This is a genomic window from Luteimonas sp. A277 (genome assembly GCF_054052045.1).
On the sequence record NZ_JBSVRG010000007.1, the window covers coordinates 135922 to 160263 of the forward strand.

Annotated in this window: 25 protein-coding genes; 19 read left to right on the forward strand and 6 right to left on the reverse strand. The window is 67.0% G+C overall.

The window, feature by feature from the left end; all coding sequences use genetic code 11:
• Positions 1-3: 3 nt before the first annotated feature.
• Positions 4-2070 (reverse strand): 3-hydroxyacyl-CoA dehydrogenase NAD-binding domain-containing protein, encoded by a 2067-nt coding sequence (locus tag ACW7G2_RS08665; RefSeq protein ID WP_456974768.1) that lies wholly within the window; start codon positions 2068-2070, stop codon positions 4-6.
• Between the two features lie 231 nt (positions 2071-2301).
• Here ACW7G2_RS08665 and rpoE point away from each other — a divergent pair, with 231 nt between their 5' ends.
• The 9 genes from rpoE to recO all read left to right on the forward strand — a co-directional run bounded on the left by rpoE (position 2302) and on the right by recO (position 11102).
• Complete coding sequence (gene rpoE / locus ACW7G2_RS08670; RefSeq protein WP_456974770.1) at positions 2302-2916, forward strand: RNA polymerase sigma factor RpoE; 615 nt, start codon at positions 2302-2304, stop codon at positions 2914-2916.
• Complete coding sequence (locus tag ACW7G2_RS08675; RefSeq protein ID WP_456974772.1) at positions 2913-4022, forward strand: sigma-E factor negative regulatory protein; 1110 nt, start codon at positions 2913-2915, stop codon at positions 4020-4022. The genes rpoE and ACW7G2_RS08675 overlap by 4 nt, the downstream gene beginning before the upstream one ends.
• A gap of 67 nt (positions 4023-4089) precedes the next feature.
• A complete protein-coding gene (locus tag ACW7G2_RS08680; RefSeq protein WP_456974774.1) occupies positions 4090-5622 on the forward strand; it encodes a Do family serine endopeptidase in 1533 nt (510 codons plus the stop codon).
• 134 nt (positions 5623-5756) lie between these two features.
• A complete protein-coding gene (gene lepA / locus ACW7G2_RS08685) occupies positions 5757-7553 on the forward strand; it encodes a translation elongation factor 4 (protein ID WP_456974776.1) in 1797 nt (598 codons plus the stop codon).
• Between the two features lie 19 nt (positions 7554-7572).
• Positions 7573-8370, forward strand: coding sequence for a signal peptidase I (gene lepB / locus ACW7G2_RS08690; protein WP_456974778.1), 798 nt, complete (start codon positions 7573-7575; stop codon positions 8368-8370).
• Between the two features lie 38 nt (positions 8371-8408).
• Positions 8409-8789: a DUF4845 domain-containing protein gene (locus ACW7G2_RS08695; RefSeq protein WP_456974780.1), complete on the forward strand. Its 381-nt coding sequence runs from the start codon at positions 8409-8411 to the stop codon at positions 8787-8789.
• Positions 8770-9453, forward strand: a complete 684-nt coding sequence (rnc, locus tag ACW7G2_RS08700) for a ribonuclease III (RefSeq protein WP_456974782.1) — start codon at positions 8770-8772, stop codon at positions 9451-9453. Before ACW7G2_RS08695 ends, rnc begins: the two co-directional genes overlap by 20 nt.
• Positions 9450-10379 (forward strand): GTPase Era, encoded by a 930-nt coding sequence (gene era / locus ACW7G2_RS08705; protein ID WP_456974784.1) that lies wholly within the window; start codon positions 9450-9452, stop codon positions 10377-10379. The genes rnc and era overlap by 4 nt, the downstream gene beginning before the upstream one ends.
• Positions 10380-10442: 63 nt before the next feature.
• The gene (recO, locus tag ACW7G2_RS08710) at positions 10443-11102 is read left to right on the forward strand and encodes a DNA repair protein RecO (protein WP_456974895.1); all 660 of its coding nucleotides are present in this window, start codon (positions 10443-10445) and stop codon (positions 11100-11102) included.
• Between the two features lie 39 nt (positions 11103-11141).
• Here recO and ACW7G2_RS08715 read toward each other — a convergent pair whose 3' ends face one another.
• The gene (locus ACW7G2_RS08715; protein WP_456974786.1) at positions 11142-11852 is read right to left on the reverse strand and encodes a response regulator; all 711 of its coding nucleotides are present in this window, start codon (positions 11850-11852) and stop codon (positions 11142-11144) included.
• A gap of 57 nt (positions 11853-11909) precedes the next feature.
• Here ACW7G2_RS08715 and ACW7G2_RS08720 point away from each other — a divergent pair, with 57 nt between their 5' ends.
• From ACW7G2_RS08720 to ACW7G2_RS08765, 10 genes are all read left to right on the forward strand, one after another.
• On the forward strand, positions 11910-13916 hold the full coding sequence (locus tag ACW7G2_RS08720) for a hypothetical protein (RefSeq protein ID WP_456974788.1): 2007 nt from the start codon (positions 11910-11912) through the stop codon (positions 13914-13916).
• Between the two features lie 46 nt (positions 13917-13962).
• Positions 13963-14571, forward strand: a complete 609-nt coding sequence (locus ACW7G2_RS08725; protein ID WP_456974790.1) for a YdbL family protein — start codon at positions 13963-13965, stop codon at positions 14569-14571.
• 81 nt (positions 14572-14652) lie between these two features.
• The gene (gene rlmD, locus ACW7G2_RS08730; RefSeq protein WP_456974792.1) at positions 14653-15969 is read left to right on the forward strand and encodes a 23S rRNA (uracil(1939)-C(5))-methyltransferase RlmD; all 1317 of its coding nucleotides are present in this window, start codon (positions 14653-14655) and stop codon (positions 15967-15969) included.
• Between the two features lie 9 nt (positions 15970-15978).
• Positions 15979-16506 (forward strand): CYTH domain-containing protein, encoded by a 528-nt coding sequence (locus ACW7G2_RS08735; protein ID WP_456974794.1) that lies wholly within the window; start codon positions 15979-15981, stop codon positions 16504-16506.
• A complete protein-coding gene (locus ACW7G2_RS08740; protein ID WP_456974796.1) occupies positions 16496-17155 on the forward strand; it encodes a DsbA family oxidoreductase in 660 nt (219 codons plus the stop codon). Before ACW7G2_RS08735 ends, ACW7G2_RS08740 begins: the two co-directional genes overlap by 11 nt.
• Before the next feature lie 40 nt (positions 17156-17195).
• Positions 17196-18218 (forward strand): beta-N-acetylhexosaminidase, encoded by a 1023-nt coding sequence (gene nagZ / locus ACW7G2_RS08745; RefSeq protein WP_456974797.1) that lies wholly within the window; start codon positions 17196-17198, stop codon positions 18216-18218.
• On the forward strand, positions 18215-18775 hold the full coding sequence (locus tag ACW7G2_RS08750) for a hypoxanthine-guanine phosphoribosyltransferase (protein ID WP_456974799.1): 561 nt from the start codon (positions 18215-18217) through the stop codon (positions 18773-18775). Before nagZ ends, ACW7G2_RS08750 begins: the two co-directional genes overlap by 4 nt.
• Before the next feature lie 5 nt (positions 18776-18780).
• The gene (locus ACW7G2_RS08755) at positions 18781-19536 is read left to right on the forward strand and encodes an S-methyl-5'-thioinosine phosphorylase (RefSeq protein ID WP_456974801.1); all 756 of its coding nucleotides are present in this window, start codon (positions 18781-18783) and stop codon (positions 19534-19536) included.
• Between the two features lie 93 nt (positions 19537-19629).
• The gene (locus ACW7G2_RS08760; RefSeq protein ID WP_343258950.1) at positions 19630-19836 is read left to right on the forward strand and encodes a cold-shock protein; all 207 of its coding nucleotides are present in this window, start codon (positions 19630-19632) and stop codon (positions 19834-19836) included.
• 70 nt (positions 19837-19906) lie between these two features.
• Entirely contained in the window at positions 19907-21544 is a 1638-nt protein-coding gene (locus ACW7G2_RS08765; RefSeq protein ID WP_456974803.1) for an acyl-CoA dehydrogenase family protein, read from the forward strand.
• Here the strand turns inward: ACW7G2_RS08765 and ACW7G2_RS08770 are convergent.
• From ACW7G2_RS08770 to ACW7G2_RS08785, 4 genes are all read right to left on the reverse strand, one after another.
• A complete protein-coding gene (locus tag ACW7G2_RS08770) occupies positions 21541-22710 on the reverse strand; it encodes a phospholipase A (RefSeq protein WP_456974805.1) in 1170 nt (389 codons plus the stop codon). The genes ACW7G2_RS08765 and ACW7G2_RS08770 overlap by 4 nt on opposite strands.
• A 30-nt stretch (positions 22711-22740) precedes the next feature.
• Positions 22741-23244, reverse strand: a complete 504-nt coding sequence (locus ACW7G2_RS08775; protein ID WP_456974807.1) for a DUF456 domain-containing protein — start codon at positions 23242-23244, stop codon at positions 22741-22743.
• 8 nt (positions 23245-23252) lie between these two features.
• Positions 23253-23726, reverse strand: a complete 474-nt coding sequence (locus tag ACW7G2_RS08780; protein WP_456974809.1) for a glycine zipper 2TM domain-containing protein — start codon at positions 23724-23726, stop codon at positions 23253-23255.
• A 123-nt stretch (positions 23727-23849) separates the two neighbouring features.
• Positions 23850-24299: a hypothetical protein gene (locus ACW7G2_RS08785; RefSeq protein WP_456974811.1), complete on the reverse strand. Its 450-nt coding sequence runs from the start codon at positions 24297-24299 to the stop codon at positions 23850-23852.
• Positions 24300-24342 lie beyond the last annotated feature (43 nt).

Sequence of the window (24342 nt, forward strand, 5' to 3'; positions counted from 1 at the left end):
TGATTACGCCACCGATGCTTCCCGCAGGGTCGGGTTGTCCCAGCCCGGGCGCGGGGCGAAGCGATCGCCGTACCGGCCCTGCAGCGCCTTCAGCCGCTCCAGCAGCTTGTCGGCGCCGATGGTGCGGATGTGCTGGATCGGCCCGCCGCGGAACGGCGCGAAGCCGGTGCCGAAGATCACCCCTGCATCGAGCAGGTCGGCGTCTTCCACCACGCCTTCGTGCAGCGCCGCCACGGCCTCGTTGAGCAGGGCCAGCACCAGCCGGTCCTCGAGGTCATCGGGCGCCTTGTAGTCCTTGGGCAGTTCGGGCTTCTTCGGCTTGCCGTTCTCCCATGCATACAGGCCCTGGCCGTCCTTCTTGCCGCGCTTGCCGGGCTCGGGCGGCGTCGCCAGTGCAGGCGGGATGTCCAGGCCGAGGAACGGGGCCAGTTCGCGGCCCACGCCCGAGGCGATATCCAGCCCCACGGTATCGATCAGCTCGATCGGGCCCATGGGCATGCCGAACTTCACCGCCGCCCGGTCGATCGCCGCGCCCGGGATGCCTTCCGAGTACGCGGTGGCCGCTTCCAGCATGTACGGAAACAGCAGGCGGTTGACCAGGAAGCCCGGCGTACCCGCCACCGGCACCGGCAGCTTGCCGATGGCGCGGCAGAACGCGGCCAGCCGTTGCGCGGTGGCCGGGTCCATCGCATCGTGGCGCACGATCTCCACCAGCGGCATCTTCGCCACCGGGTTGAAGTAGTGCAGGCCGGCGAACCGGGCCGGCTGCTGCAGGCCATTGACCAGCTCCGCCAGCGGGATGGAAGAAGTGTTGCTGGTCAGCAGCGCGCCCGGCGCGAGCTTTGGCTCCACCTGCGCGTACAGGCCGCGCTTGGCGTCCGCGTCCTCGATGATCGCCTCGATCACCAGGTCCGCTTCGGCCAGGCCAGCGCCTCCCAGGTCCGACTTCAGCCGCGCCGCCACTTCCGGCCGCTTGGCATCGTCCTTGACCCGCTTGGCGAACAGCTCCTGTGCGCGCTCCAGCGCCTTGTCGATGTATGGCTGCTCGCGGTCCTGCAGGGTCACCTGCATACCGCGATATGCCGACCAGGCGGCAATATCGCCGCCCATCACGCCGGCGCCGATCACGTGCAGACGCTGCACATTGTGTTCGCCGCGGCCCTGGGCCTTCAGCCGTTCCTGCAGGAAGTACACGCGGGTGAGGTTGCGCGCGGTCGAGGTGCCGGCGAGCTTGACCACAGACCTGCGCTCGGCATCCAGCAGGGCCCGGGTCCCGCCACCGCTGCGGCGCCAGGTTTCGATCAGCGAATACGGGGCGGGGTAGTGGTCCTTGCGTGCCTTGCGCGCCACCTGCTTGACCAGGACTGGCGCCAGCGCCTGGCGCACCGGCCACAGATTGGTGGCCCAGCCCATGAAGCGCTGCTTGAACGGGCGCGTGGTGCCCTTGAGCGCCAGGCCGGCAGCAACATCCACCAGCAGTGCCGGTTCGGCCACCTTGTCCACCAGGCCGATCGCGCGGGCTGCCTTGGCCGACAGGGCACGGCCGGTCAGCATCATGTCGAATGCGGGCGGCGCGCCCACCAGCCGCGGCAGACGCACGCTGCCACCCCAGCCGGGATAGATGCCCAGGTTGACTTCGGGCAGGCCGATGCGGGTCGAATCATCGCTGCTGGCCACCCGGTAATCGCACGCCAGCGCGATCTCGGTACCGCCGCCCATGCAGAAGCCGTGGATCGCGGCCACCGTGGGGCAGGGCAGCTCGGCCAGGCGCTGGAACACCTGCTGGCCGCGGCGGATGGAATCGCCGATCGTGCCTTTTTCATCGAACTGGCGGAATTCACGGATGTCTGCGCCGGCAATGAAGCCCTTGGCCTTGGCCGAGCGCAGCACCAGCGCCTTGGGAGGATCCAGGGCCAGGCGTTCCAGCAAGCTGTCCAGCTCGAGCAGCACGTCCTGGGAGAACGTGTTGACCGACTCGCCCTCGCGGTCGAGCGAAAGCACCAGCACGGCGTCTTCGCGCTGCTCGGCTTTCCAATGGCTGAAACGCAGTCCGTCGAGGCCTGCAATCATGCGACACCATCCGTTAGGGTATGGGAAACCTCCTATGATCCAGAGGTCGCTCACCCGGCGTCAAATCCTGCCATGCGGCGTTGGATCGCTCCTTCACATCTGCCGGGGGTTGCCTGATCGGCCTCACGCCCCCAGTTTGAACCATTCACGGTGGGCGCACGGACCAGTCCAGCCCGCTACCCAGGCCGCAGCGCCCGGCAGATTGCCGGGTCAAGAAAGGAGCCCGGCCCGATGGCCGATAACGACACCCAGCAGTTGGACCAGGAACTGGTCAAACGCGTGCAGAACGGCGACATGGCCGCCTTCGACCTGCTGGTGCGCAAATACCAGCATCGGATTGCTGGCCTGATCGGTCGTTACGTGTCGGACTGGAGTGAATGCCAGGACGTGGCCCAGGAAACGTTCATCCGCGCCTACCGGGCGATCGGCAGCTTCCGCGGCGACGCCCAGTTCTATACCTGGCTGCACCGCATTGCGGTCAATACCGCCAAGAACCATCTGGTCTCCCTTGGGCGCCGGCCGCCGGGCTCGGACATTGACGTTGCGGACGCCGAACAGTTCGATTCGGGCGTGCGATTGCGCGACACCGATACCCCGGAACGGGAAATGATGCGCCAGCAGATGGAACAAACGGTGCTGCGTGCTGTCGAACAACTGCCTGAAGAGCTTCGGGTTGCGATCACGCTGCGAGAGGTGGACGGCCTGAGCTACGAGGAGATCGCCCAGAGGATGGGCTGCCCGGTGGGGACGGTGCGTTCGCGCATCTTCCGCGCCCGGGAGGCAATCGACGAGGAGCTCAAACCATTGATGGACAGTGAAACCAGCTCGGAGCGTGCAACACGATGATGCAACACGAAGACAGCGACAGCATCCAGATCCTGCCGGATGCGGACAAACTCGATCGTTACCATCGCCAGCAGCTGTCGGCGATGCTTGATGGCGAGCTGTCACCGGACCAGGCGCGCTTCATGCTGCGCCGTCTGCAGCATGACGTGGAGCTGGCCGAGCGCTGGGAGCGCTGGCAGATATCCGGTGACGTGCTGCGCGGGCAGCGCAACGCGCTGTTGCCGACTGATTTCGCCAGCCGGGTCTCCATGGCCATCACCGAACAGGAATCCCAGCCTGTCCCGCAGCGGGCCCGCGGCGGTGGGCAGCGCGTGTTGCGCTGGGGCGGTGGGGCCGCGCTGGCGGCTTCGGTGGCCATGGCGGCGCTGCTGGTTGGCCGCCAGGGCGGGCCGATGACGGAACAGGCGCCCGTGCGGGCAGTGCCTGCGCTGGCCGCCACTGCAGGGGCTTCCCCCGGGCCGGCTGTTTCAGCTCCCTCGGAGTCTGAGATTCAGAGTGCGCCGGTCATCGACGGTGTGGCGTCGCCGACCGGCCCTGTCCTGGCCGAAGCACCGCACAGCAGCGCTGGGAGCCCCGACGCGCAGCGGCAGGTGCAACCGGCAGTGGCGTCGCGTTCGAGCGCTGGCACAGCCAGTGTGCGGTCCTCGCAGATGCTTGCCGCGGCCGACGCCGCTCCGGCTGCAGCTGCTGCATCGGTGGAAACGCCCACCTCGCGGGAGGCCGTCGTGGTGCCATTTCCAGCAACACAGGGCAGCGCTGTGGCCCTGCTGCCCAGCTCGTCTGAGGGAATTGACACAGATCCGTTCCATTCACTGCCGATGACCGTCGGCAGCCGGCCCTGGCCGCGCGCCGGAGTGTCCGGCGCCGGCAATGCCTATGCGGTCGGCCTGGGCCAGACAATGCAGCCGGCAGCGACTTGGCTGATGGCGGCCCCGCCGGAGCCGCAGGCCGCAGCAGAGCGGTTCGGACTTCCGCCCGAAGTGGCGGCACGCATGGTCGGCAGGCGCGTTGAGACGGCCATTGGTGCCGGCGCCGTTCGCGGTGCGCAGGCGCCGGCCGTGCCCGCGTCCGCGCAGCAGATCGATCCCGATATCGGCCCACGCTGAGCAGATTCCGGCTGCGCCTTTTGCGGCGCGCCGTTCCCTTCATTGATCATTTGAGGACGCTTCCAGAATGAAAGCCCGTATTCCTGTTTTGATATTGGTGTTGGCCACCGCGGCGACAACCGCTGCCGTGATCCTGCCTTCCGCCACTGCCGAACCCGCAGCCCAGGAGGCAACGAGTGCACGCGCCGCCCAGGCCGCAGCTCCCGAACTGGTGACCGGTCTGCCGGACTTCACCCGGCTGGTGGAGCAGGTGGGGCCCGGCGTGGTCAGCATCGAGGCCACCATCACCGGCCGTACCGCCCAGCGCAGGGCCCCTAGCCAGGACATGTTCCCGGAGATTTTCAGGCGCTTTTTCGGTCCGGGTTTTTCGATGCCGGACGCGCCGGGTGGTCCCCAGGCACCGGCGCCGCGGGGCCTGTCGATGGGCACCGGCTTCCTCATCAGCGAGGACGGCTACCTGCTGACCAATCACCACGTGGTCGCCAATGCCGACGAGGTGCGCGTGCGGCTGCACGATCAGCGCCAGTACGACGCGGAGGTCATCGGCAGCGACGAGCAGTCCGACGTGGCCGTGCTCAAGATCGAGGCTGATGACCTGACCGTGCTGCGCCCCGGCGATGCCGGCCGCGTGCGCGCCGGGCAGTGGGCGGTGGCGATCGGCTCACCGTTCGGGCTGGAACAGTCGGTCACCGCCGGCATCGTCAGTGCGGTCGGCCGCTCCAATCGCTATGCCAACCAGCAGTACGTGCCGTTCATCCAGACCGACGTGGCGATCAACCGCGGCAACTCCGGCGGCCCGCTGCTCAACACCCGCGGCGAGGTGATCGGGATCAACTCGCAGATCTTCAGCAACAGCGGCGGCTACCAGGGCGTCAGCTTCGCCATTCCGATCGATATCGCCATGAACGTGGCCGAGCAGATCAAGGACACCGGCAGCGTGCAGCGCGGCCTGGTTGGCGTGAACGTGGGGCCGGTGAGCCGGGACGCCATGGCCGGCTTCGACCTGCCCGATACCCGCGGTGCGCTGGTGATCGGCGTGCAGCCGGACAGCCCGGCCGAGGATGCCGGGATCGAGATCGGCGACGTGATCCGCGCCGTTGATGGTACGGCCGTTGTCCAGGCCAGCGATCTGCCGCCGATCGTGGGCAACATGGCCCCGGGTACCAAGGTGCGCCTGGAGGTGTTCCGCGAAGGCCGTACCCGCAATTTCGATGTCACCCTGGCTGCGCTGGACGATGCTGCCTTGGCTGGACCGGCCTCCGGCCCTGCCCGTGGGCAGGATGCACGTCCGGACGCCGCGGAATCGAGCAATCCGCTGGGGCTGGTGGCCACTGACCTCACCGACGCCCAGCGCCGCCAGGCCGGCCTGGCTGACGGTGAGGGCGTGCGCATCGTGCGGGTGGAAGGGCTGGCCGCGCGCAGCGCCGGCATCCAGCCGGGGGATGTGATCTCCCGGGTCGGGCGCACGGCGGTTGGCAGCGCACAGGAGCTGGATCGCCAGCTGCGTGACGTCAAGCCCGGGCAGACGGTCATGCTGCTGCGCCATCGCGGTGGCGGCGCGGAGTTCGTGGCGGTCACCCCGCGCGACTCCGACGACTGAACTCCGGCCTGGCGCCCCGGCGCCAAGGTCGATCCAGCGCCCGTTCCTGTTGCAGGGGCGGGCGCTTTGCTATGCGATAATGTCTCGTTTCCCCGCCACCTCGCGACAGTGATGCTTGCCCAATGAGTGATCCGATGCGGAATATCCGCAACTTTTCCATCATCGCCCACGTCGACCACGGCAAGTCGACCCTGGCCGACCGCATCATCCAGCTGTGTGGAGGATTGACTGCGCGCGAGATGGAACAGCAGGTCCTCGACAACAATCCGATCGAACGCGAGCGCGGCATTACCATCAAGGCCCAGTCCGTATCCGTGCCGTACACGGCCAGGGACGGGCAGACCTACCACCTGAACTTCATCGACACCCCCGGGCACGTGGACTTCAGCTACGAGGTCAGCCGCTCGCTGGCGGCCTGCGAAGGCGCGCTGCTGGTGGTCGATGCGGCCCAGGGCGTGGAAGCGCAGTCGGTGGCCAACTGCTACACGGCGGTAGAGCAGGGCCTGGAAGTGATTCCAGTGCTGAACAAGATCGACCTGCCCACGGCCGATCCGGAGCGGGCCAAGGAAGAGATTGAAGCGGTGATCGGCATCGACGCCTCCGACGCGATCGCGGTCAGTGCCAAGACCGGGCTGAACGTTGAAGACGTGCTGGAAGCCATCGTCACCCGCATCCCCGCGCCCCAGCGCGGCGACACCGACAAGCTGCAGGCGCTGATCATCGACTCCTGGTTCGACAACTACCTGGGCGTGGTCTCGCTGGTGCGGGTGATGCAGGGCGAGATCAAGAGCGGCGACAAGCTGCGGGTGATGTCCACCGGGCGTACCCACCAGGTGGACGGCGTGGGCGTGTTCACACCCAAGCGCACGCCCACCGGCAAGCTGTCGGCGGGCGAGGTGGGCTGGGTCACGGCCAGCATCAAGGATGTGCACGGCGCTCCCGTCGGCGACACCCTGACCCAGGCCGGTGATCCGGCCGAAAAGCCGCTGCCTGGTTTCCAGGAAATGCAGCCGCGGGTGTTCGCCGGACTGTTCCCGGTCGATGCCGATGACTATCCCGACCTGCGCGAGGCGCTGGACAAGCTGCGCCTGAACGACGCGGCCATGCGCTTTGAGCCGGAAAGCTCCGAAGCGATGGGCTTCGGGTTCCGCTGCGGCTTCCTCGGCATGCTCCATATGGAGATCGTGCAGGAGCGGCTGGAGCGCGAATACGATCTGGACCTGATCTCCACCGCGCCCACGGTGATCTACGAGGTGCTCAAGATCGACGGTGAAGTACTGCCGTTGGACAACCCGGCCGACCTGCCGCCGTCCAGCGAGGTGGAAGAGGTCCGCGAGCCGATCATCCGCGCCAACATCCTCACTCCGCCCGATTACGTTGGCTCGGTGATCACCCTGTGTGAAGAGAAGCGCGGCAGCCAGATCGGCATCCAGTACCTGGGCAGCCAGGTGCAGGTGAGCTATGAGCTGCCGATGGCCGAGGTGGTGCTGGATTTCTTCGACCGGCTCAAGTCGGTCAGCCGCGGCTATGCCTCGCTCGATTACCACTTCCTTCGTTTTGACCCGGGTCCGTTCGTGCGCGTGGACGTCCTGATCAACGGCGACAAGGTGGACGCGCTGTCGATCATCGTCCACCGCAGCCACGCTGACCGGCGCGGCCGCGACCTGGCCGAAAAAATGCGCGAGCTGATTCCGCGCCAGCAGTTTGACGTGGCGATCCAGGCCGCGATCGGCGCGCAGGTCATCGCCCGCACCACGGTCAAGGCGCTGCGCAAGAACGTGCTGGCCAAGTGCTATGGTGGCGATATTTCACGCAAGAAGAAGCTTCTGGAAAAGCAGAAGGCAGGCAAGAAACGGATGAAGCAGGTGGGCAGGGTGGAGATCCCGCAGGAGGCCTTCCTGGCCGTGCTCAACACCGGCCGCGATTCGTGATTGCTCCCAAGGAGCCCCAATGAAATGGTTTGAAATCGGCCTGGTTGTACTGACCTTCACAACCGGCATCATCTGGCTGCTCGACAAACTGGTGTTCGCCAAGCGGCGGGCGGCGAAGGCGGGGCTCCTGGAAGAAAGGGAGCCGATCGCGGTCGACTACTCCAAAGCGTTCTTCCCGGTGCTGATCGTGGTGTTGATCCTGCGCAGCTTCGTGGCCGAGCCGTTCCGCATTCCTTCCAGCTCGATGATGCCGACCCTGCTGATCGGCGACTTCATCCTGGTCAACAAGTTCTCTTACGGGCTGCGCCTGCCGATCAACAATAAAAAGGTGATCGCGATCGGCGAGCCCAAGCGCGGTGACGTGGTGGTGTTCCGCCCGCCCCACCAGCCCGAGCAGGACTGGATCAAGCGCGTGATCGGTATCCCGGGCGACACGATCGATTACGTGGACAACACCGTCTACGTCAACGGAACCGCCTTTGAATACGCTCCGATCGGTGACTACCAGGGGCGTGGGCGTGGACGCGATATGGACGGCGCCCAGCTGCTGGCGGAAACGGTGCCCGGCCGCGGGCGCAGCCACCAGGTGCTGGAAACCTACCTGCCGATCGCAGATCCGGCCGAGCGCGGCCCGTGGACGGTTCCCGAGGGTCACTATTTCGTGATGGGCGACAACCGGGACAGGAGCGATGACAGCCGCTTCTGGGGTACGCTTCCGGAAAGCCAGCTGCGTGGCAAGGCGTTCCTGATCTGGATGAACTGGGACGGCGATGCCGGGGGCATCGGCTTCGACCGGATCGGCAACCGGATTCCGTAACAGCGCATGGCAACAACGCGTTCCTGGGGAGAGGAAGAATGAAGCGCAAACAAGAGGGGATGACCCTGCTCGGGTTCGTGATCGTGTTGGCCGTGGTGGGCTTTTTCGCCTACGTGGCCATGCGTCTATTCCCGATGTATTCGGAGTATTACAGCGTGCGTTCGGCGATGAAGGGGCTGGCCAACGAGCCGGGCATCGCCACCCAGGATCCGGCAAGGATCCACGACCTGTTCTTCCGCCGGCTGTACATCAGCTATTCGGAAAACGTGAAAAAAGAGCACGTGAAACTGCGCCGGGTCGACAACGGCTGGGAAATGAACGTCGAGTACGAGGTGCGCCGTCCGCTGGTGGGCAACCTCGATGTGGTGGGCAAGTTCAATTCAGTCCAGATGCTTACGCGTGCCGGCAGCATCGACTGATTTCCCCGGTCACCGCTTCAATGACCAGGACCTGCTCAAGCAGGCCCTGACCCATCGCAGTGCCGGGGCGCCGCACAATGAGCGGCTGGAATTTCTCGGCGATGCGCTGCTTGGCCTGATCGCCGCCGAAGCGCTGTATCAGCGCTGGCCCCGGGCCGACGAGGGCGCCATGACCCGTGCCCGCGCCGAACTTGTGCGCGAATCCACCCTGGCCAGAATTGCCCGTGGGCTTGATCTGGGGCCGCGGCTGGTGCTGGGCCCGGGCGAGATGAAATCGGGCGGCCACCGCCGTGATTCGATCCTTTCCGACGCGCTTGAGGCGGTGATCGCGGCGATCTACCTTGACGCTGGAATGGACGCCTGCCGCGCCGTCGTGATGGGCTGGCTGGAGCCGGAGCTCGGGGCACTGGCGGTGGGCAAGGTGGAAAAGGACCCCAAGACCAGGCTGCAGGAGTGGCTGCAGGGACGGCAGCATCCGCTGCCCAGCTACGAGCTGCTCGGCGAAACGGGTTCCGACCATGACCGGATCTTCCTCGTGCGCTGCAGCACGTCGCAGCCGGCTGCCACTGCCGAGGGCGAGGGTGGCTCCCGTCGCGCTGCTGAACAGCAGGCCGCAGAAAATGTGCTCGCCCAGCTCGAGACCCGTCCTACAATGGGCGCATGACGAATTCAGCCCCCCACCGTGCCGGCCATGTGGCCGTGATCGGCCGCCCCAACGTCGGCAAATCCACCCTGGTCAACGCCCTGGTAGGGGCCAAGATCAGCATTGTCTCCAATCGCCCCCAGACCACCCGCCACCGGATGCTCGGCATTGCCACCTTCCCGGCCGGCCAGTTGGTGCTGGTGGACACGCCTGGGCTGCATCGTGACCACGGCAAGGCCACGGCCAGCGCCATGCACCGTTGGATGAACCGCTCCGCGCGCGGAGCGCTGGAAGGCGTGGACGCGGCCATGCTGGTGGTGCACGCAGGACGCTGGGAAGACGAGGACAGCGCGGCCTATGACACCCTGCGTCAGGCCGGCGTGCCGGTGATGCTGGTGGTGAACCAGGTCGACCGGATCCAGGACAAGGGCTCGCTGCTGCCGTATCTGGCAAAGATCAGCGAAGGGCGGGAGTTCTCCAGCGTGCATCCGGTCTCGGCGCTCAAGCGCAAGGGGCTGGACGGGCTGGTGGAGAGCGCCCTGGCGCTGCTGCCGGAGCAGCCGGCGCTGTACGGCGAAGATGAAATCACCGATCGCAGCCAGCGCTTCCTCGCGGCTGAACTGCTGCGCGAGCAGTTGATGCGCCAGCTCGGCGCTGAACTGCCGTATGCCACCACGGTGGAGCTTGAATCCTTCGTGGAGGAGCCTTCGCCCAGGGGCGGTGTGCTGTTGCGCATCGGTGCGGTGATCTGGGTAGAGCGTGAAGGCCAGAAGGCGATCGTGATCGGCAAGGGCGGCGAACGCCTGCGTGAGATCGGGACCCGGGCGCGCGAGCAGATGGAGCGCCTGTTCGGCTCCAGGGTGTTCCTCCAGACCTGGGTACGGGTACGCCAGGGCTGGTCCGACGACGAGGCGGCGCTGCGGGCGTTCGGCTACGAGGAACCGTAATTGCGCTACCTCGCCGAGCCGGCCTACGTGCTGCACGCGCGGCGTTGGCGGGAGACCAGCCTCATGGTCGAAGTGTTGAGCGCCAACCACGGCAGACTGGGGCTGGTGGCGCGGGGGGTGACCGGGCCGAAGCGCCAGTCCCTGCGCGCGGCGCTGCAGCCGCTGCAACACATCAGGGTGAATGCCACGCAGCGCGGCGAGCTGGCGTGGCTCAATTCCGCCGAACAGGTGGACAGCGCGCCGCTGCTGGTCGGCGAGGCCAGCATGGCGGGCTTCTATCTGGGTGAGCTGGTGCTGCGGCTGGTACCACGGCAGGACCCGCAGCTGCAGCTGTACTCGCTGTACGGGCTGGTGCGCGAGCGCCTGCGAAACCTTGAGCCACTGGCGTGGACGCTGCGCCGTTTCGAGCGGGACCTGCTCGAAGTGTTGGGGGTCGGGTTTGATTTCAGTGTGGATGCCGAGGGGGCTCCGCTGGATCCGGCGGGGCGCTACCGGGTCGAGCCCGAGCTCGGACTGTGGCGGGTACGCGATCAGCGCGCCGGTGAGCGCAGCGACGCATCCGGGCGCGGCCTGTTGGCGCTGGCGGCCGATACGCTGCCCGAGCGGGAAGACATGCCCGGCCTGCGTCGCGCACTGCGCGAGACGCTGACCCATCACCTCGGTGGACGCGGGCTGAAATCCTGGGAGCTGATGGGGGAGCTGGCGCGGATCAGCAAGCAGTGAGCCGGTCGTGTCCGGACGGCGCGACGCGGGTACGGACAGTCACGCGGCAGTGGCTTCCACCGCCTCCATGAAAGTCTGCAGGCGGACCGGACAGTGGGGAGCGTCGCGCAGGGCGTGCCCGGCAGCGTCCAGGCGTGCGGCGCCGACGAAACCGCAGCTGGCACGGAGCCTGTGCAGGGTGTCGTGCATGGCGGCATGGTTGCCGGCCTGCACCGCCGCCATGATCTCGTCGCGCGCGGCGGGCAGTTCGGCCAGGAACAGTCCGCGCAGGGCATCGACGTTGTCGCGGCTGCCGCCGAGCGCGGCGATCGCGGCCTCGTCGTCCCACACTGGCAGCTGCGTGGACGCATAGCCGGCTGGGCTTTCGCCGATGGGCAGCGGTGCGGAAGCCTGGGCCAGCGCGGTGCTGACGGCCTGGCGCCATGCTCCGGCACTCAGGGGTTTGACCACCACATTGGTAAAGCCCTGGGCCAGTAGGCGCTGGCGTTCCCCGGTCTCGACGGCCGCGGTATGGACCAGGGCCGGAGTGGACAGTCCGCGCCCGCGCAGTTCAGCCAGCAGCCCGCCGCCGGTGCCGTCAGGCAGGTTGGCGTCGAACAGCCACAGGGCGTGGGTGCCGCCCGCGGCGAGGTCCCGGCCCTGGGCCACGGTCTGTGCGGTGTCGATCTCCACGGGCAGTTCCGCCAGCGCGGTGACCAGGAACATCCGGCTCGTGGGCTCATCCTCAAGCAGCAGCAGTCTCGGCTTCATTGTCCGCTCCCGTTCCCTCGGTATGCTCGCGGCATGGTGCGTTGCATCCTACTACTGATGCTGGGAACGGTCCTGCTGGCCTGGGCGCCATCAGGACAGGCGCGCGTGCTGGAAGCCCGGATCGATCGCATCGACAGTCCGGTCGCGGTGCTCCACCAGGTGACGGCAAGGCTGGAGTGGCCGGAGCTGTCCGAAGAAGGCCGGCTGCGTCTGACCGTCGGCCGCGTGGCAGCAGCGGATCTGGGTTACGCATTCCAGGATCTCACCTGGGAGTGTCCGTTGGAGCGGGCACCCGATGTGCAGGGCGGATGGCTCTGCGAAGGGGTGCTGCGATCAGGACCAGGGCCGGGAATGCGCCTGGCGGTGGACCTGGGTGCTTCCGGGCTCCATGCCTCGCTGGCCGTTGGTGATTCGCGGATCACACTGGCCCGTGACGCGCGCACGCCCGACCTGACCCGGATCGAGCTGGTCCAGGTGCCGCTGGCCTGGGCCCAGGCGCTGGTGGCGCAGGCATGGCAGGCGGCGCAAATGGGCGTGGGCACCCTGGATGGAAGCGTGCGGATCAGCTCGCCGACTGGCGGGACGCTGGGGCTGGATGCGCAGCTGCGGCTGGCGCAAGCCGCGTTCGAAACGTCTGATGCCAGCGCAGCCGGCGAAGGGTTGGAGGCGCAGTTGCACGTGGGTTTCCGCAGCCCCGGTGGCCGCAACCTTGTAGCGGTCGATGGTGTGGTGGGCGGCGGCGCATTGCTGTTTGGCAACGCCTTCATCGACCTGCCGGAAACTCCGGTGCCGGTACGGGTGGCTGCGGTGCGCGAAGCGCCCTCGTCCGGCTGGCTGCTGGAGCGATTCAGCTGGCAGGACGGTTCGACGCTGGCAGCGCGTGGCGCTGCGGAGTTCGGGCCGGATGCCGCACTCAGGTCCCTGGACGTGGAGCTGGCCAGCGACGACGCCTCCCTGCTGCCGGCACGCTACCTGTCCGGCTGGCTTTCGCTGGTGGGCCTGGCCGAGCTGCAGATGCGCGGCGGCCTGGATGCGCGCATTGGCTTGGGTCCGGAGGGAGTCCGCCACGGGCGTCTGCGATTGGATGATCTGGATCTGCTGGGGCAGGGCGGCCGGTTCGCTTTCGAAGGCCTCGAAGGCGAAGTCGCACTTGCGTCCGGCACCGCTGCAGACAGCCTGCTGCAGTGGCGCACTGCCGCGGTGGGTGGGCTGCCCTTCGGTCCGGCGCAGCTGGCGCTGCAGGGACTTGATGGGGAACTGCGCCTGCGTGAGCCGGCCCAGGTCGAGCTGCTGGGCGGAAGGGTGGTATTGGATCCGCTGTCCGTGCGCCTGCCGGCGGCGGGTCACGGACTTCGGCTGGATTTCGGCCTGGCGGTGGAAGATGTGGAGGTTGAGCAGTTGGCGGCGGCTTTCGGCTGGCCGGCCTTTGGCGGCAAGCTGAGCGGGCGGATCCCGGCCGGGCGCTATGAGGATGAGCGGCTGGAGTTCGAAGGCGGGCTGTCGGTCGATGTGTTCGACGGCCGGATCGACGTGGGTTCGCTGTCCATGGACCGGCCTTTCGGCGTCGCGCCGACCCTGTCTGCGGACCTGCAATTGTACGAGCTGGACCTGTTTGCGATCACCGAGGTGTTCGACCTGGGCCACATCACCGGCCGGCTGTCGGGCCACGTGGACGGCCTGCGGCTGGTGGACTGGCAACTGTCCGCGTTTGATGCCGAGCTGGGCACGGTGCCACGCCGCGGCGTGCGCCAGCGGATCAGTCAGCGGGCGGTGCAGAACATTTCCAGCGTAGGCAATGGCTCGTTGATGGGCGGCTTGCAGGGCCAGCTGATCGGCTTCTTCGATGACTTCGGCTATTCGCGCATCGGCATCAGCTGTCGCCTGGAGAACGGGGTATGCCGCATGGGCGGCCTGCGTTCAGCCGGCAACACATTTACTATCGTGGAAGGCGCCGGCATTCCGCGGCTGCAGGTGGTCGGCCACAACCGCAACGTTGACTGGCAGACGCTGGTGGAGCGGATCGGCGCGGCGATCGGCGGTGATGTGTCACCGGTAGTGGATTGATGCGGGCATTGATGCCCACTCCCTGGAATCGAATGGAGATTGACGAATGAAACGCTGGCTGGGATCCGGTTTTGCCGCAGTGCTGTTGTTGACGGCCTGCGTGACGATCAATGTGCATTTCCCGGCGGTGGAGGCGCGCGAAGCGGCCCGCGAATTCGTCGATGACGTGATCGGGCGCCCGGCGGAAGTCCCGGCCGACGATGACCTGCTGTTCCCCGAAGAGCAGGGCGGCATGGCTTCGGCACCGGTCCGGTTCGACCCGCTGGTACTGCTTGGCATTGGCACTGCGCATGCCCAGAGCCCGGATATCACCGTCAGCACGCCGGCCATCGACGCCATTCGGGCGCGTATGCGCGACCGGTTCCGCAATACCCTGCGTCCGCATTTCGACAGCGGTGCGCTGGGCTTCGGCAGCGATGGTTCGGTCCAGGTGCGCGATGCGGGTGCGATCCCGCTGTCTGCGCGGGTGGCGGCAAACCAGGCGGTGGCAGAGCAGAACCGCGATGCGCGTGCGGTCTATCGGGAAATCGCGATAGCCAACGGCCGTCCGGAGTGGGAGGGGCAAATCCGCGGAGTGTTTGCGCGACAGTGGATCGAGCGGGCGCGGGCCGGCTGGTGGTACCAGGATGCAGGCGGAAGCTGGCGGCAGAAGTAACAGGCTGCACACACATCGGGCCGGACAGGGGCAGGGTCGTGGATGAGACAATAGCGACCCTTCCCTCATCCAAGTGACGCAGTGGCCCGAATAGACCAGACGCCGTTTGAAATCGAAATCATGGAGTTGGGCCACGACGGCCGTGGCGTAGGCCGTCGTGACAACGACAAGACCGTACTGGTGTCGGGCGCGCTGCCGGGCGAGCGGGTGCTGGCCAAGCAGACACGGCGCACGCGCGAGGCGGATCTGGCGGCCACCGTAGAGGTGCTGCACGCCTCGCCCCACCGGGTGGAGCCGCGATGCCCGCACTTCGGCGTATGCGGCGGCTGCGTGCTGCAGCATCTGGATGGAGCGCAGCAGATCCTGGCCAAACAGGCCCGGCTGCTGGAGAAGTTCCGCGAATCCGGGGTCACCCCGGAGACCGTGCTGGAGCCGCTGGTGGACGCTGCCTGGGGTTACCGGCGCAAGGGCCGGCTGTCGGTGCGCCGGGTGCAGAAGAAGGACAAGACGCTGGTCGGCTTCCGCGAGCTGGATCCGCGCTTCGTCGCCGACCTTGCCGAATGCCATACCGCCATCCCGCAGGTGGGCATGAAGATCGCCGCGCTGTCGACTCTGGTCGAGTCGATGCAGGCGCGGCAGGTGATCCCGCAGGTGGAGTTCATCGCCGGTGATGCGGCCGTCGCGCTGATATTCCGCCATATGGAGCCGCTGGTTGCGGACGATTTGAAGGCATTGGAAGCGTTTGGACGCGAGCACGATCTGGCGATCTTCCTGCAGCCGGGCGGCGTGGATTCGGTGCACCCACTGTGGCCGGCGGAGCCGCCGCCGCTGTCATTCCGGCTGGAGCCGTGGGATGTGGAGCTGTGCTTCCAGCCGTTGGATTTCATCCAGGTCAACGCCGGGCTCAATCAGAAAATGATCGCGTTGGCGCTCGAACTGCTGGAAGTGGGGCCGGGCCAGCGGGTGCTGGATCTGTTCTGCGGCCTGGGCAATTTCACCCTGCCGCTGGCACGCACCGCCGCCGAGGTGGTGGGCGTTGAGGGAGATCCCGGCCTGGTGGCGCGGGCGCGAGCAAATGCGCAGCGCAACGGGCTGGGGCACGTGCAATTCCACGCAGCGGACCTGACCCAGGACCAGAGCGGAACTGCGTGGATGGCGCAGGGATTTGACCGCCTGCTGCTGGATCCGCCGCGTTCGGGCGCGATCGACGTGCTGCACCAGCTGCCGCTGGAGCGCTTCGGCCGCATCGTGTACGTGAGCTGCCACCCGGATACGCTGGCCCGTGATGCCGCCTATCTGGTCAACGAGCGCGGCTGGAAGCTGCGCAAGGCCGGGGTGATGGACATGTTTCCGCACACGGCGCACGTGGAATCGATCGCAATGTTTGAGCGCGGCTGAGGAGTCCGGATGGCCATCGAGATTGAACGCAAATTCCTGGTACGTGGCGATGCCTGGCGCGAGGCCGCCGAGCGCTCCGAGGCCATGGCCCAGGGCTATCTGAATCAGGTCGACGGTCTGGCGGGCCGTGACCTGGCCAGCGTGCGTGTGCGCCTGGAAGGGCCGCGGGCGGCGCTCAACATCAAGTCCTGCGAAGGGGGGCGCAGCCGCCAGGAGTTCGAGTACCCGCTGCCGGTCGATGACGCCCGCGCGCTGCTAGCCCTGTGCACCGGCGGGCGGGTGGAGAAGCAGCGCCACTACGTCCGCCATGGGGCACACCTGTGGGAAGTGGACGAGTTCGAAGGCGAGAACGCCGGGCTGGTGGTGGCGGAAGTCGAGCTGGGCGGGGTGGACGAAGAGTTCCTGCGTCCCGACTGGCTGGGGCCCGAGGTCACCGATTTCCAGCGCTACTACAACATCGCCTTGTCCAGGCACCCGTTCGCGGCATGGAGCGAAGCGGAAAGACAGGGGCCGGAGGAGGCTGACGATGCGCGTTGATCTTTGGTCGGACCTGGTATGCCCGTTCTGCTGGATCGGCATCACCCACTTCCGTCGCGGCCTGAAACTGTTGGGCAGTGACGCGCCGCCGGTGGAGCTGCGCTGGCGGGCCTTCATGCTCGACCCGGACGCGGATGCGACCCCCGTTCCGTTGGCCCAGGCTTACGCCCAGAAGTTCGGTGGGGAAGAACAGGCCAGGGTCATGTTCGAGCGGGTACAGGGTGCCGGGCGCGAGGCCGGCCTGCCGATCGACCTCAGCCGCGGACAGGTACGGGTGACTACCCGCCATGCGCACCGGCTGATGTGGCTGGCGCGGCAGCAGGGGATGGATGTCGACGCCGTGGCCGACGCCCTGTTCCATGCCCACTTTGCCGAAGGCCACAGCCTTGCCGATCCGGCCACCCTGGTGCGGGCCGGGGCCGCAGGCGGTCTGGCGGAAGAAGCTGTTCAAGCCCTGCTGGCGGGAGAGGACGGCGAGCAGGACGTGCAAAGCGACATGGGCCAGGCCCGGCAGATCGGGATTTCAGCAGTTCCTTTCTTCGTGCTGGACGGCCGGCTGGCCGTGCGCGGCGCGCAGCCGCCAGAAGCGTTCGCCGACGCCATCCGCCAGGCGCTGGCGCTTCCGCCAGCATCGCATCTGCCACAATGACCACAGTGATGCCGCACCGGCATCAACGGAGGAAAACCGCATGCTCGTGATCGGCATTGCCGGCGCCGAATTGACCCCGGCCGAACGCGAGTGGTTGCAGCATGACGCCTGTGCCGGCGTGATCCTGTTCACCCGCAACTTCGCCTCACGCGCGCAGGTGGCTGACTTGGCCGCCGCAATCCGCGAGGCCGCGCCGCGCCCGCAACTGGTGTGCGTGGACCAGGAGGGCGGCCGGGTGCAGCGCTTCCGCGAGGGTTACAGCGCTTTGCCCCCGCTTGAGGTCTTCGGCAAGCAATACGCCACCGATCCGCAGGCGGCGCTGGCGGCAGCACGCGACCACGCGTGGCTGATGGCCAGCGAGATCCTGGCCACCGGTGTGGACCTGAGTTTCGCGCCGGTGGTTGATCTTGGTCGCGGCAACCTGGCCATCGGCGACCGCGCCTTCCACGAGCGACCAGAGGTGGTGGGCGAGTTCACCCGCGCCTATGTCGAAGGCATGCACGCCGCCGGCATGGCGGCCACGCTGAAGCATTTCCCCGGCCATGGCTCGGTGCGGGAAGACACCCACTTCGACCACGCCATCGACGATCGTCCGCTGGAAGTCATCCGTGCCGAAGACCTGGTTCCCTTCGCCGCCGGCATCCAGGCCGGTGCCGACGCGGTGATGCTGGCCCACGTGGTCTATCCGCAGGTGGCGCCGGAACCGGCGGGATACTCGAAACGCTGGATCAACGACATCCTGCGCGGGGAAGTGTCCGATGGAGGCCTGGGCTTTCGCGGCGTGGTGTTCTCCGATGACATCGGCATGGCCGCCGCCCACGGCGTGGGCGGGGTGAAGGCACGGGTGGATGCGCACCTGGACGCCGGCTGCGACGTGGTGCTGGTCTGCCACCCGGAGCTTGTGCCCGAATCATTGGCGGCGGTGGAAGGCCGCAGCCTCAACACCATGGCACTCGCGGGATTGATTGGCCGCGGCGCACTGGGCTGGGATGGATTGATCGCCGATGCGCGTTACACCGATGCGCAGGGCATGTTGGCAGCACACGGGAGAAGCGTGGCATGAGTAGTGGACAGTTGGCCGATGCGCTGCGCAATGCGGAGCTGCTTTTCGACCAGGAGGCGCTTGACGACGTCATCGGAGAAATGGCCGACGAAATCGTGGCCGATTACAGCGATGACGAGGTGGCGCCGCTGTTCATTACCGTGATGAAGGGTGGTCTGCACTTCGCCGCCGAGCTCTCGTTTGCCCTGGGCGAGCGGGGGCTGGATGTGGAGTTCGATTACCTGCATGCCACCCGCTATCGCGGCCGCACCTCCGGGTCCGGACTGGCCTGGCTGCACCGGCCAGATACGCCGCTGCGGGGCCGCCGGGTGCTGCTTGTCGATGACATCCTTGACGAAGGCCACACCCTGCAGGCCGTGCAGCGCTGGTGCGAAGACCAGAATGCCCAGGACGTTCGCATTGCCGTACTCACCGAGAAGGTGCACGACAGGCGGATCGAAGGCGTGGAAGCCGACTACTGCGGCGTGGAAGTTCCCGACCGCTACGTATTCGGCTACGGCATGGACTATCAGGAACAGGGACGCAACCTGCCCGCGATCTACGCGCTGGCGGAGTGAGCGGCATGGCGGAGAATGCGCCCGTGCTGGCGGTGATCGGCGGCACCGGCCTTTACCGGCTGAGCGGCCTGGAAGATGTGCGTACCGAACAGCCGGATACGCCTTATGGCGAGCCCTCCGGGCCGGTGCGCATCGGCCGCATCGCCGGGCAGCCGGTCGCCTTCCTTGCCCGGCACGGCGAAGAACATTCGGTGCCGCCACACCGGATCAACTACCGCGCCAACTTGGCGGCGCTGCACGCCCTGGGCGCCCGGAGCGTGCTTGCGCTCAATACCGTGGGCGGCATCGGCGACGCGTACGGTCCGCGGGTGCTCGCCTGTCCGGACCAGATCATCGATTACACCTGGGGCAGGATCTCGACCCTGTGCGAAGAACCGGGCACCGAGGTGCTGCACGTGGACTTCGGCGATCCATATACGCCTTCGCTGCGGCGACGGGTACTGCAGGCGGCGCATCAGGCCGGCGTGGAGATGGTGGATGGCGGCTGCTACGGCGCCACCCAGGGACCGCGGCTGGAAACGAAAGCCGAGATCGAACGCATGCGCCGGGATGGCTGCGACCTCGTGGGCATGACCGGTATGCCGGAGGCTGCCCTGGCACGCGAACTGGGGCTGGATTACGCCAGTATCGCTATCGTTGCCAACTGGGCCGCAGGCTGCGGAGGTTCCGTGGACGAGATCACGCTTCAGGAGGTACTGGATAACGTGGAAGCCGCTTCTTCCCGCCTCCCGGATGTGCTGCGCGAGCTGCTGAAGCAATAAAGGCGTTGATGTTGTCAACGTTGCTTTGCATACTCGGCTGGCGCGACAGCGGAAACGCGCGCGCATTCGTAATCCAGACGAGGTGGAAAGTTCATGCAATACGGCACAGTGAAGTGGTTCAACGACGCCAAGGGATTTGGCTTCATCGCACCGGAAGATGGAAGCTCGGACGTGTTTGTCCACTACAGCGCGATTTCCTCCGACGGTTTCCGCAGCCTGCAGGAAGGCCAGCGCGTCAGCTATGAAGTCACCCAGGGCCCGAAAGGCGCCCAGGCATCGGCGGTGACGCCGGTCGCTTGACCGGTCCGATTTCAGGTCACCTGGAACCCCGCATCCGTGCGGGGTTCTTTTTTCAGGGAGAGCCGGGCCCATGCACGCTTCGTCGCCTGATCACACCGCCGGCGCGCTCAACCAGCCGCCGGAGTTCGCGCCGCTGGACCTGTGGGAATCGGACGCCGTGCTTCGCGAGGCCGTTTCACGCGAGGGCGCCGGGGAGTTCACCGACCGCCTGGCCCGCTACGGGCGCCTGGCCGGAGACGAGCTGTACCGGCTGGGTTTTGATGCCAACCGCGACCGGCCGCGCCTGCGCACCCACGACCGCTTCGGCCAGCGCCTGGACAGGGTCGAGTTCCATCCCGATTACCACGCGCTGATGCGCCATGCCATCGAAAGCGGGGTGACATCGTTGTCGTGGACCGACCCGCGGCCCGGCGCGCATGTGGCGCGGGCGGCGCTGAGCTACCTGCACTACCAGGCGGATGCCGGCAGCAGCTGTCCGCTGACCATGACCCACGCAGCAGTGCCGGTGCTGAAGCGGCAACCGTCCCTGGCCGAATGGGCGGAAAAATCGATCGCCGCTGCGTATGACCCCGCGGACGTACCGATCAGCGGCAAGCGCGGCGTCACACTTGGCATGGGCATGACCGAGAAACAGGGCGGCAGCGATGTGCGCGCCAATCTCACCCGCGCCATTGCGCTGAGGGGCGAGGGCGAATACGCGCTGTCGGGGCACAAGTGGTTCTTCTCAGCGCCGATGTCGGATGGCTTCCTGGTGCTGGCCCAGGCACCGCAGGGGCTGAGCTGTTTCCTGCTGCCGCGCTGGCGGCCGGATGGCACCAGGAACACGCTGCGGCTGGTGCGCCTCAAAGACAAGCTGGGCGACTGGTCGAACGCGTCGGGCGAAGTCGAGTTCGACGATGCCTGGGCGGTTCGGGTTGGAGAAGAAGGGCGCGGGGTGCCGGTCATCATCGAGATGGTGATGTTCACCCGGCTCGACTGCATGCTCGGTTCATCCGCGCTGATGCGCATGGCATTGGCGCAGGCGGTTCATCACGCCCGCCACCGCGAGACCTTTGGTCGCAAGCTGGTGCAGCATCCGCTGATGCGCAACGTGCTGGCCGACCTGGCGCTGGAGGCGGAGGCGGCGCTGGCACTGTCGATGCGGGTGGCGCGCGCGGTGGGCGCGGCGCCGGGTGATGCGAGTGAAACGGCATTCGCGCGCATTGCCACCGCCATCGGCAAGTACTGGATCTGCCGGCGGACGCCGGCGTTCGTCAACGAGGCCCAGGAGTGCCTGGGCGGCAACGGCTACGTCGAGGAATCGATCCTGCCGCGCCTGTATCGGCAGGCGCCGTTGAACTCGATCTGGGAAGGCAGCGGCAACATCCAGTGCCTGGACGTGCTGCGCGCGCTGGCCCGCGAGCCGGCCAGCGGCGAGGCGGTGTTGGCCGAACTGGATGCGGCAGCCGGCATGGATGGATACCTGGACGCCGAATGCGGGAGGCTGCGCAAGCAGCTTGCCGATCCACAGGCGCTGCCCGAGGCCGGCGCGCGGCATTTCGTCGAGCGGCTTGCGCTGGCGCTGCAGGCATCGGTGCTGCTGCGCGCTGGCAGTCCCGCGGCGCCGGACTTCTGCCGCGGCCGGCTCGGTGACAGCCATGGCCTTGCCTTCGGCACCCTGGAGCCGGACGCGAGATTCGAGACCCTGATCGGTCGCGTGTTGTCCTAGAGCCAATCCTGCAGCGAGATCCCCAGGCCCACGTAGGTGGCCCGGTGGTTGTAGTCGATCATGCTTTCCCCGTAGCCGTTGAAGATCTGGACGTGACCTCGGAACGCACGGTGGATCGGGAAGCCCCAGTCGAACTGCAGCGCCCCGTGCGAGCGGTCGCCGCCGCGCAGCGAATGCCGCGCCATCAGGGTATAGCGATGGCCCCCTCGCACATGGGTCAGGGTGACATCGCCGCGGCCCATGTAATTCTCCATGTCGGGGTTGTCGTCGTCGCTGCCATCGGAGATGCGCACCCACGGCCGGACCATCAGAGCCCAGTCTTCACGGTCGAAGCCGAAGTTGAACATCACCCGGTTCCAGCTGCGGGACAGCGGATCACCGCGGCCATTGGACTGATGGTTGATGCCCACCGCAGCCATTCGCCCGCGCCAGCCGCCGGGCAGGCCGTAGCCGTTGCGGAACACCAGCAGCGCCTCGGGCTCGTAGTTGGTCTCGCGGAACGGGCGTGACAGGTCGTTGTTGTACACCTGCCAGCGCGAGCTCTGGGTGTAGCCCAGCCACAGATCGCCGTTGTTGCCGAAAATATTCTCCAGCGCCTTGGTCTTGAAGCTGATCTGGAATTTCGCTTCCAGGCTGTCCAGCTCCTGCGGGTCGGTGACCGTGTTTTCCGGATTGGCCGATTGCGGCGTCGGGTTGGTACTGCTGGTCCAGAACGCAGGCAGCAGGTACACGGGCTTGTAGGCACGGAAGTTGAACAGGCCCAGCTTGGAGCCGGCGGCCAGCTCCCAGCGGGTATCGAGCAGCGACCCCTGGCCCACGTTGGCGATCGCTTCGGCATGCGGATCGCTGCTGTCGTAGACGAACATGCTGTCGATGGCCTGGCGGGCGCGTTCGCGACGGGTCGCGTTGGATTCCTCCGCGCTGGTCTCGGATGCCTGCGCCAGCCGCGCTGCCTCTGCAGCTTCTGCCGCCGCTTGCGCCGCCGCGTCCGCTTCGGCCACGCTGGGCGTCTGCCTGTTGGCGAACTTGTCATAGCAGGCCAGGCGCAGGGCGTCAGCGCCGATCGCCGCGCAGGCCCCGAGGCTTGCGGGCGCTTCCTGTGCGTACGCACAGGCGCCCGCAAGTGAAAGGCTGATGGCGAGCGTGAGGCCGGAAGTAGTTTTCATCGGTATGGACCCTGAACCCTGAAAGGTGCGCTATGCCAACAGCCAGGCGAGCGCGAAGATGCCGATCATCGCAAAGGAAAGGGCCAGCTTCAGCCCCACCGCGATCACGATTCCCATCCAGGTGCCAATGCCGACCCGCGCTGCCTGCCCGATCCCGTGCCGGTCCACGCTGCGAAGGTGCGCCAGCTCGCCAATGACGGCCCCGGCGAAGGGGCCGATAAACACGCCGATCAGGCCAAAGAACAAGCCCACAATGGTGCCGATCACAGCCCCGGCGAGCGCCTTTCCACTCGCTCCCACCCTGCGCGCGCCCATGGCACTGGCCCACAGGTCCACTACCAGTGAGAGCAGGGTAAGAGCGCCCAGCACCCCAAGAGTGACGACGCCGACGTGGGTAAACCCTTCGGCCCAGGCAGCCAGCAGCATGCCCGCAAACACCAGCGGCACACCCGGCAGGGCAGGAAGTACGGCGCCGGCCAGTCCCGCCAGTACCAGGATCGCCGCGATCAGGTACCAGACGAGGGTCAGATCCATCGCGCCCGTTACTGCGCCCAGGCGCGACCGTTCTGGATGCGCACGTAGGATCCCTCGCGCAGACCATCCAGGTTGTCTTGGGTCACCACGGTGCTGCGACCGTTATCCATGCGCACGTGCACACGATAGACCGCGCCGCCTTCAACGCGATTCTGGATGGCGTTGCCGGCCACCGCGCCTGCTACCGCCCCGCCGGCGGTCGCCACGTTGCGCCGGCCGTCGCTGTCGGTATTGCGTCGCGCCAGTTCCTTGCCCGCCACCGCGCCAACTACGCCGCCGAGCACCGGGCCGATCACGTTCGGTGAGCTGGTGGTTCCGGCGCGCTCGATGCGGGTCACCGTGCCGCAGGAGTCACAGGCTCGGCTGCCGTAGCCCGGAGCATTGCCGTATCCCGACCCGTAGCTGCCGGCGGGCGTAGCGCACCCGGCCAGGGCAAGGGATGCGGCAACTGCGGCAGCGGCACTGATCTGGCGGAAATTCATGGCAGGGCTCCTCGTCATCAAGTCAGCTTTGACGATAGGAACCCGAGGATGAACGCGGCGCCAACCACGCCCGATCGCTGCGGTGCGTGCAGCGGGCATTCAGCCCGCGACGCTGGCCACATCTCAGCTGCGGAAATCCCGGTGACAGTCGCGACAGGAATCCTGCAGCTGCTTGTTGGTGGTCTGCACGCCAGCGCAGTTCAGCGGTGGCGACTGCAGCGCCGCATCCAGGGTTGCGCGCATGCGTGCGGCATGGCGGGCGAAGCGCTGGTCCTCGCCCAGGCGCGGGAAGGCCGGTTCCAGGTCTTCCGCCAATACGCGCAGTGCCCGCAGGTGCGGCAATACATCGGTGGGATTGCAGCGGTTCTCTTCTGCCCGCCGATGCAGCTGGGTCATGTGCCACTCCTGCACGTGCATCACGCTGGAAGCAAAGTGGTCGCTGCGCGCCTGTATCGCCCGGATCACCACCACGGCCGCAAAGATGCCCACCGCCATTCCGAGTACGAACACGATCAGATAACGCGCGGCGGCGGACGGCTTCCGGTCGCGAGAAGGCATGGGCAGGTTGGGCATTGATCGGTCCTGATGGTTGGCAGGGCGCCATAGTATGGCCAAC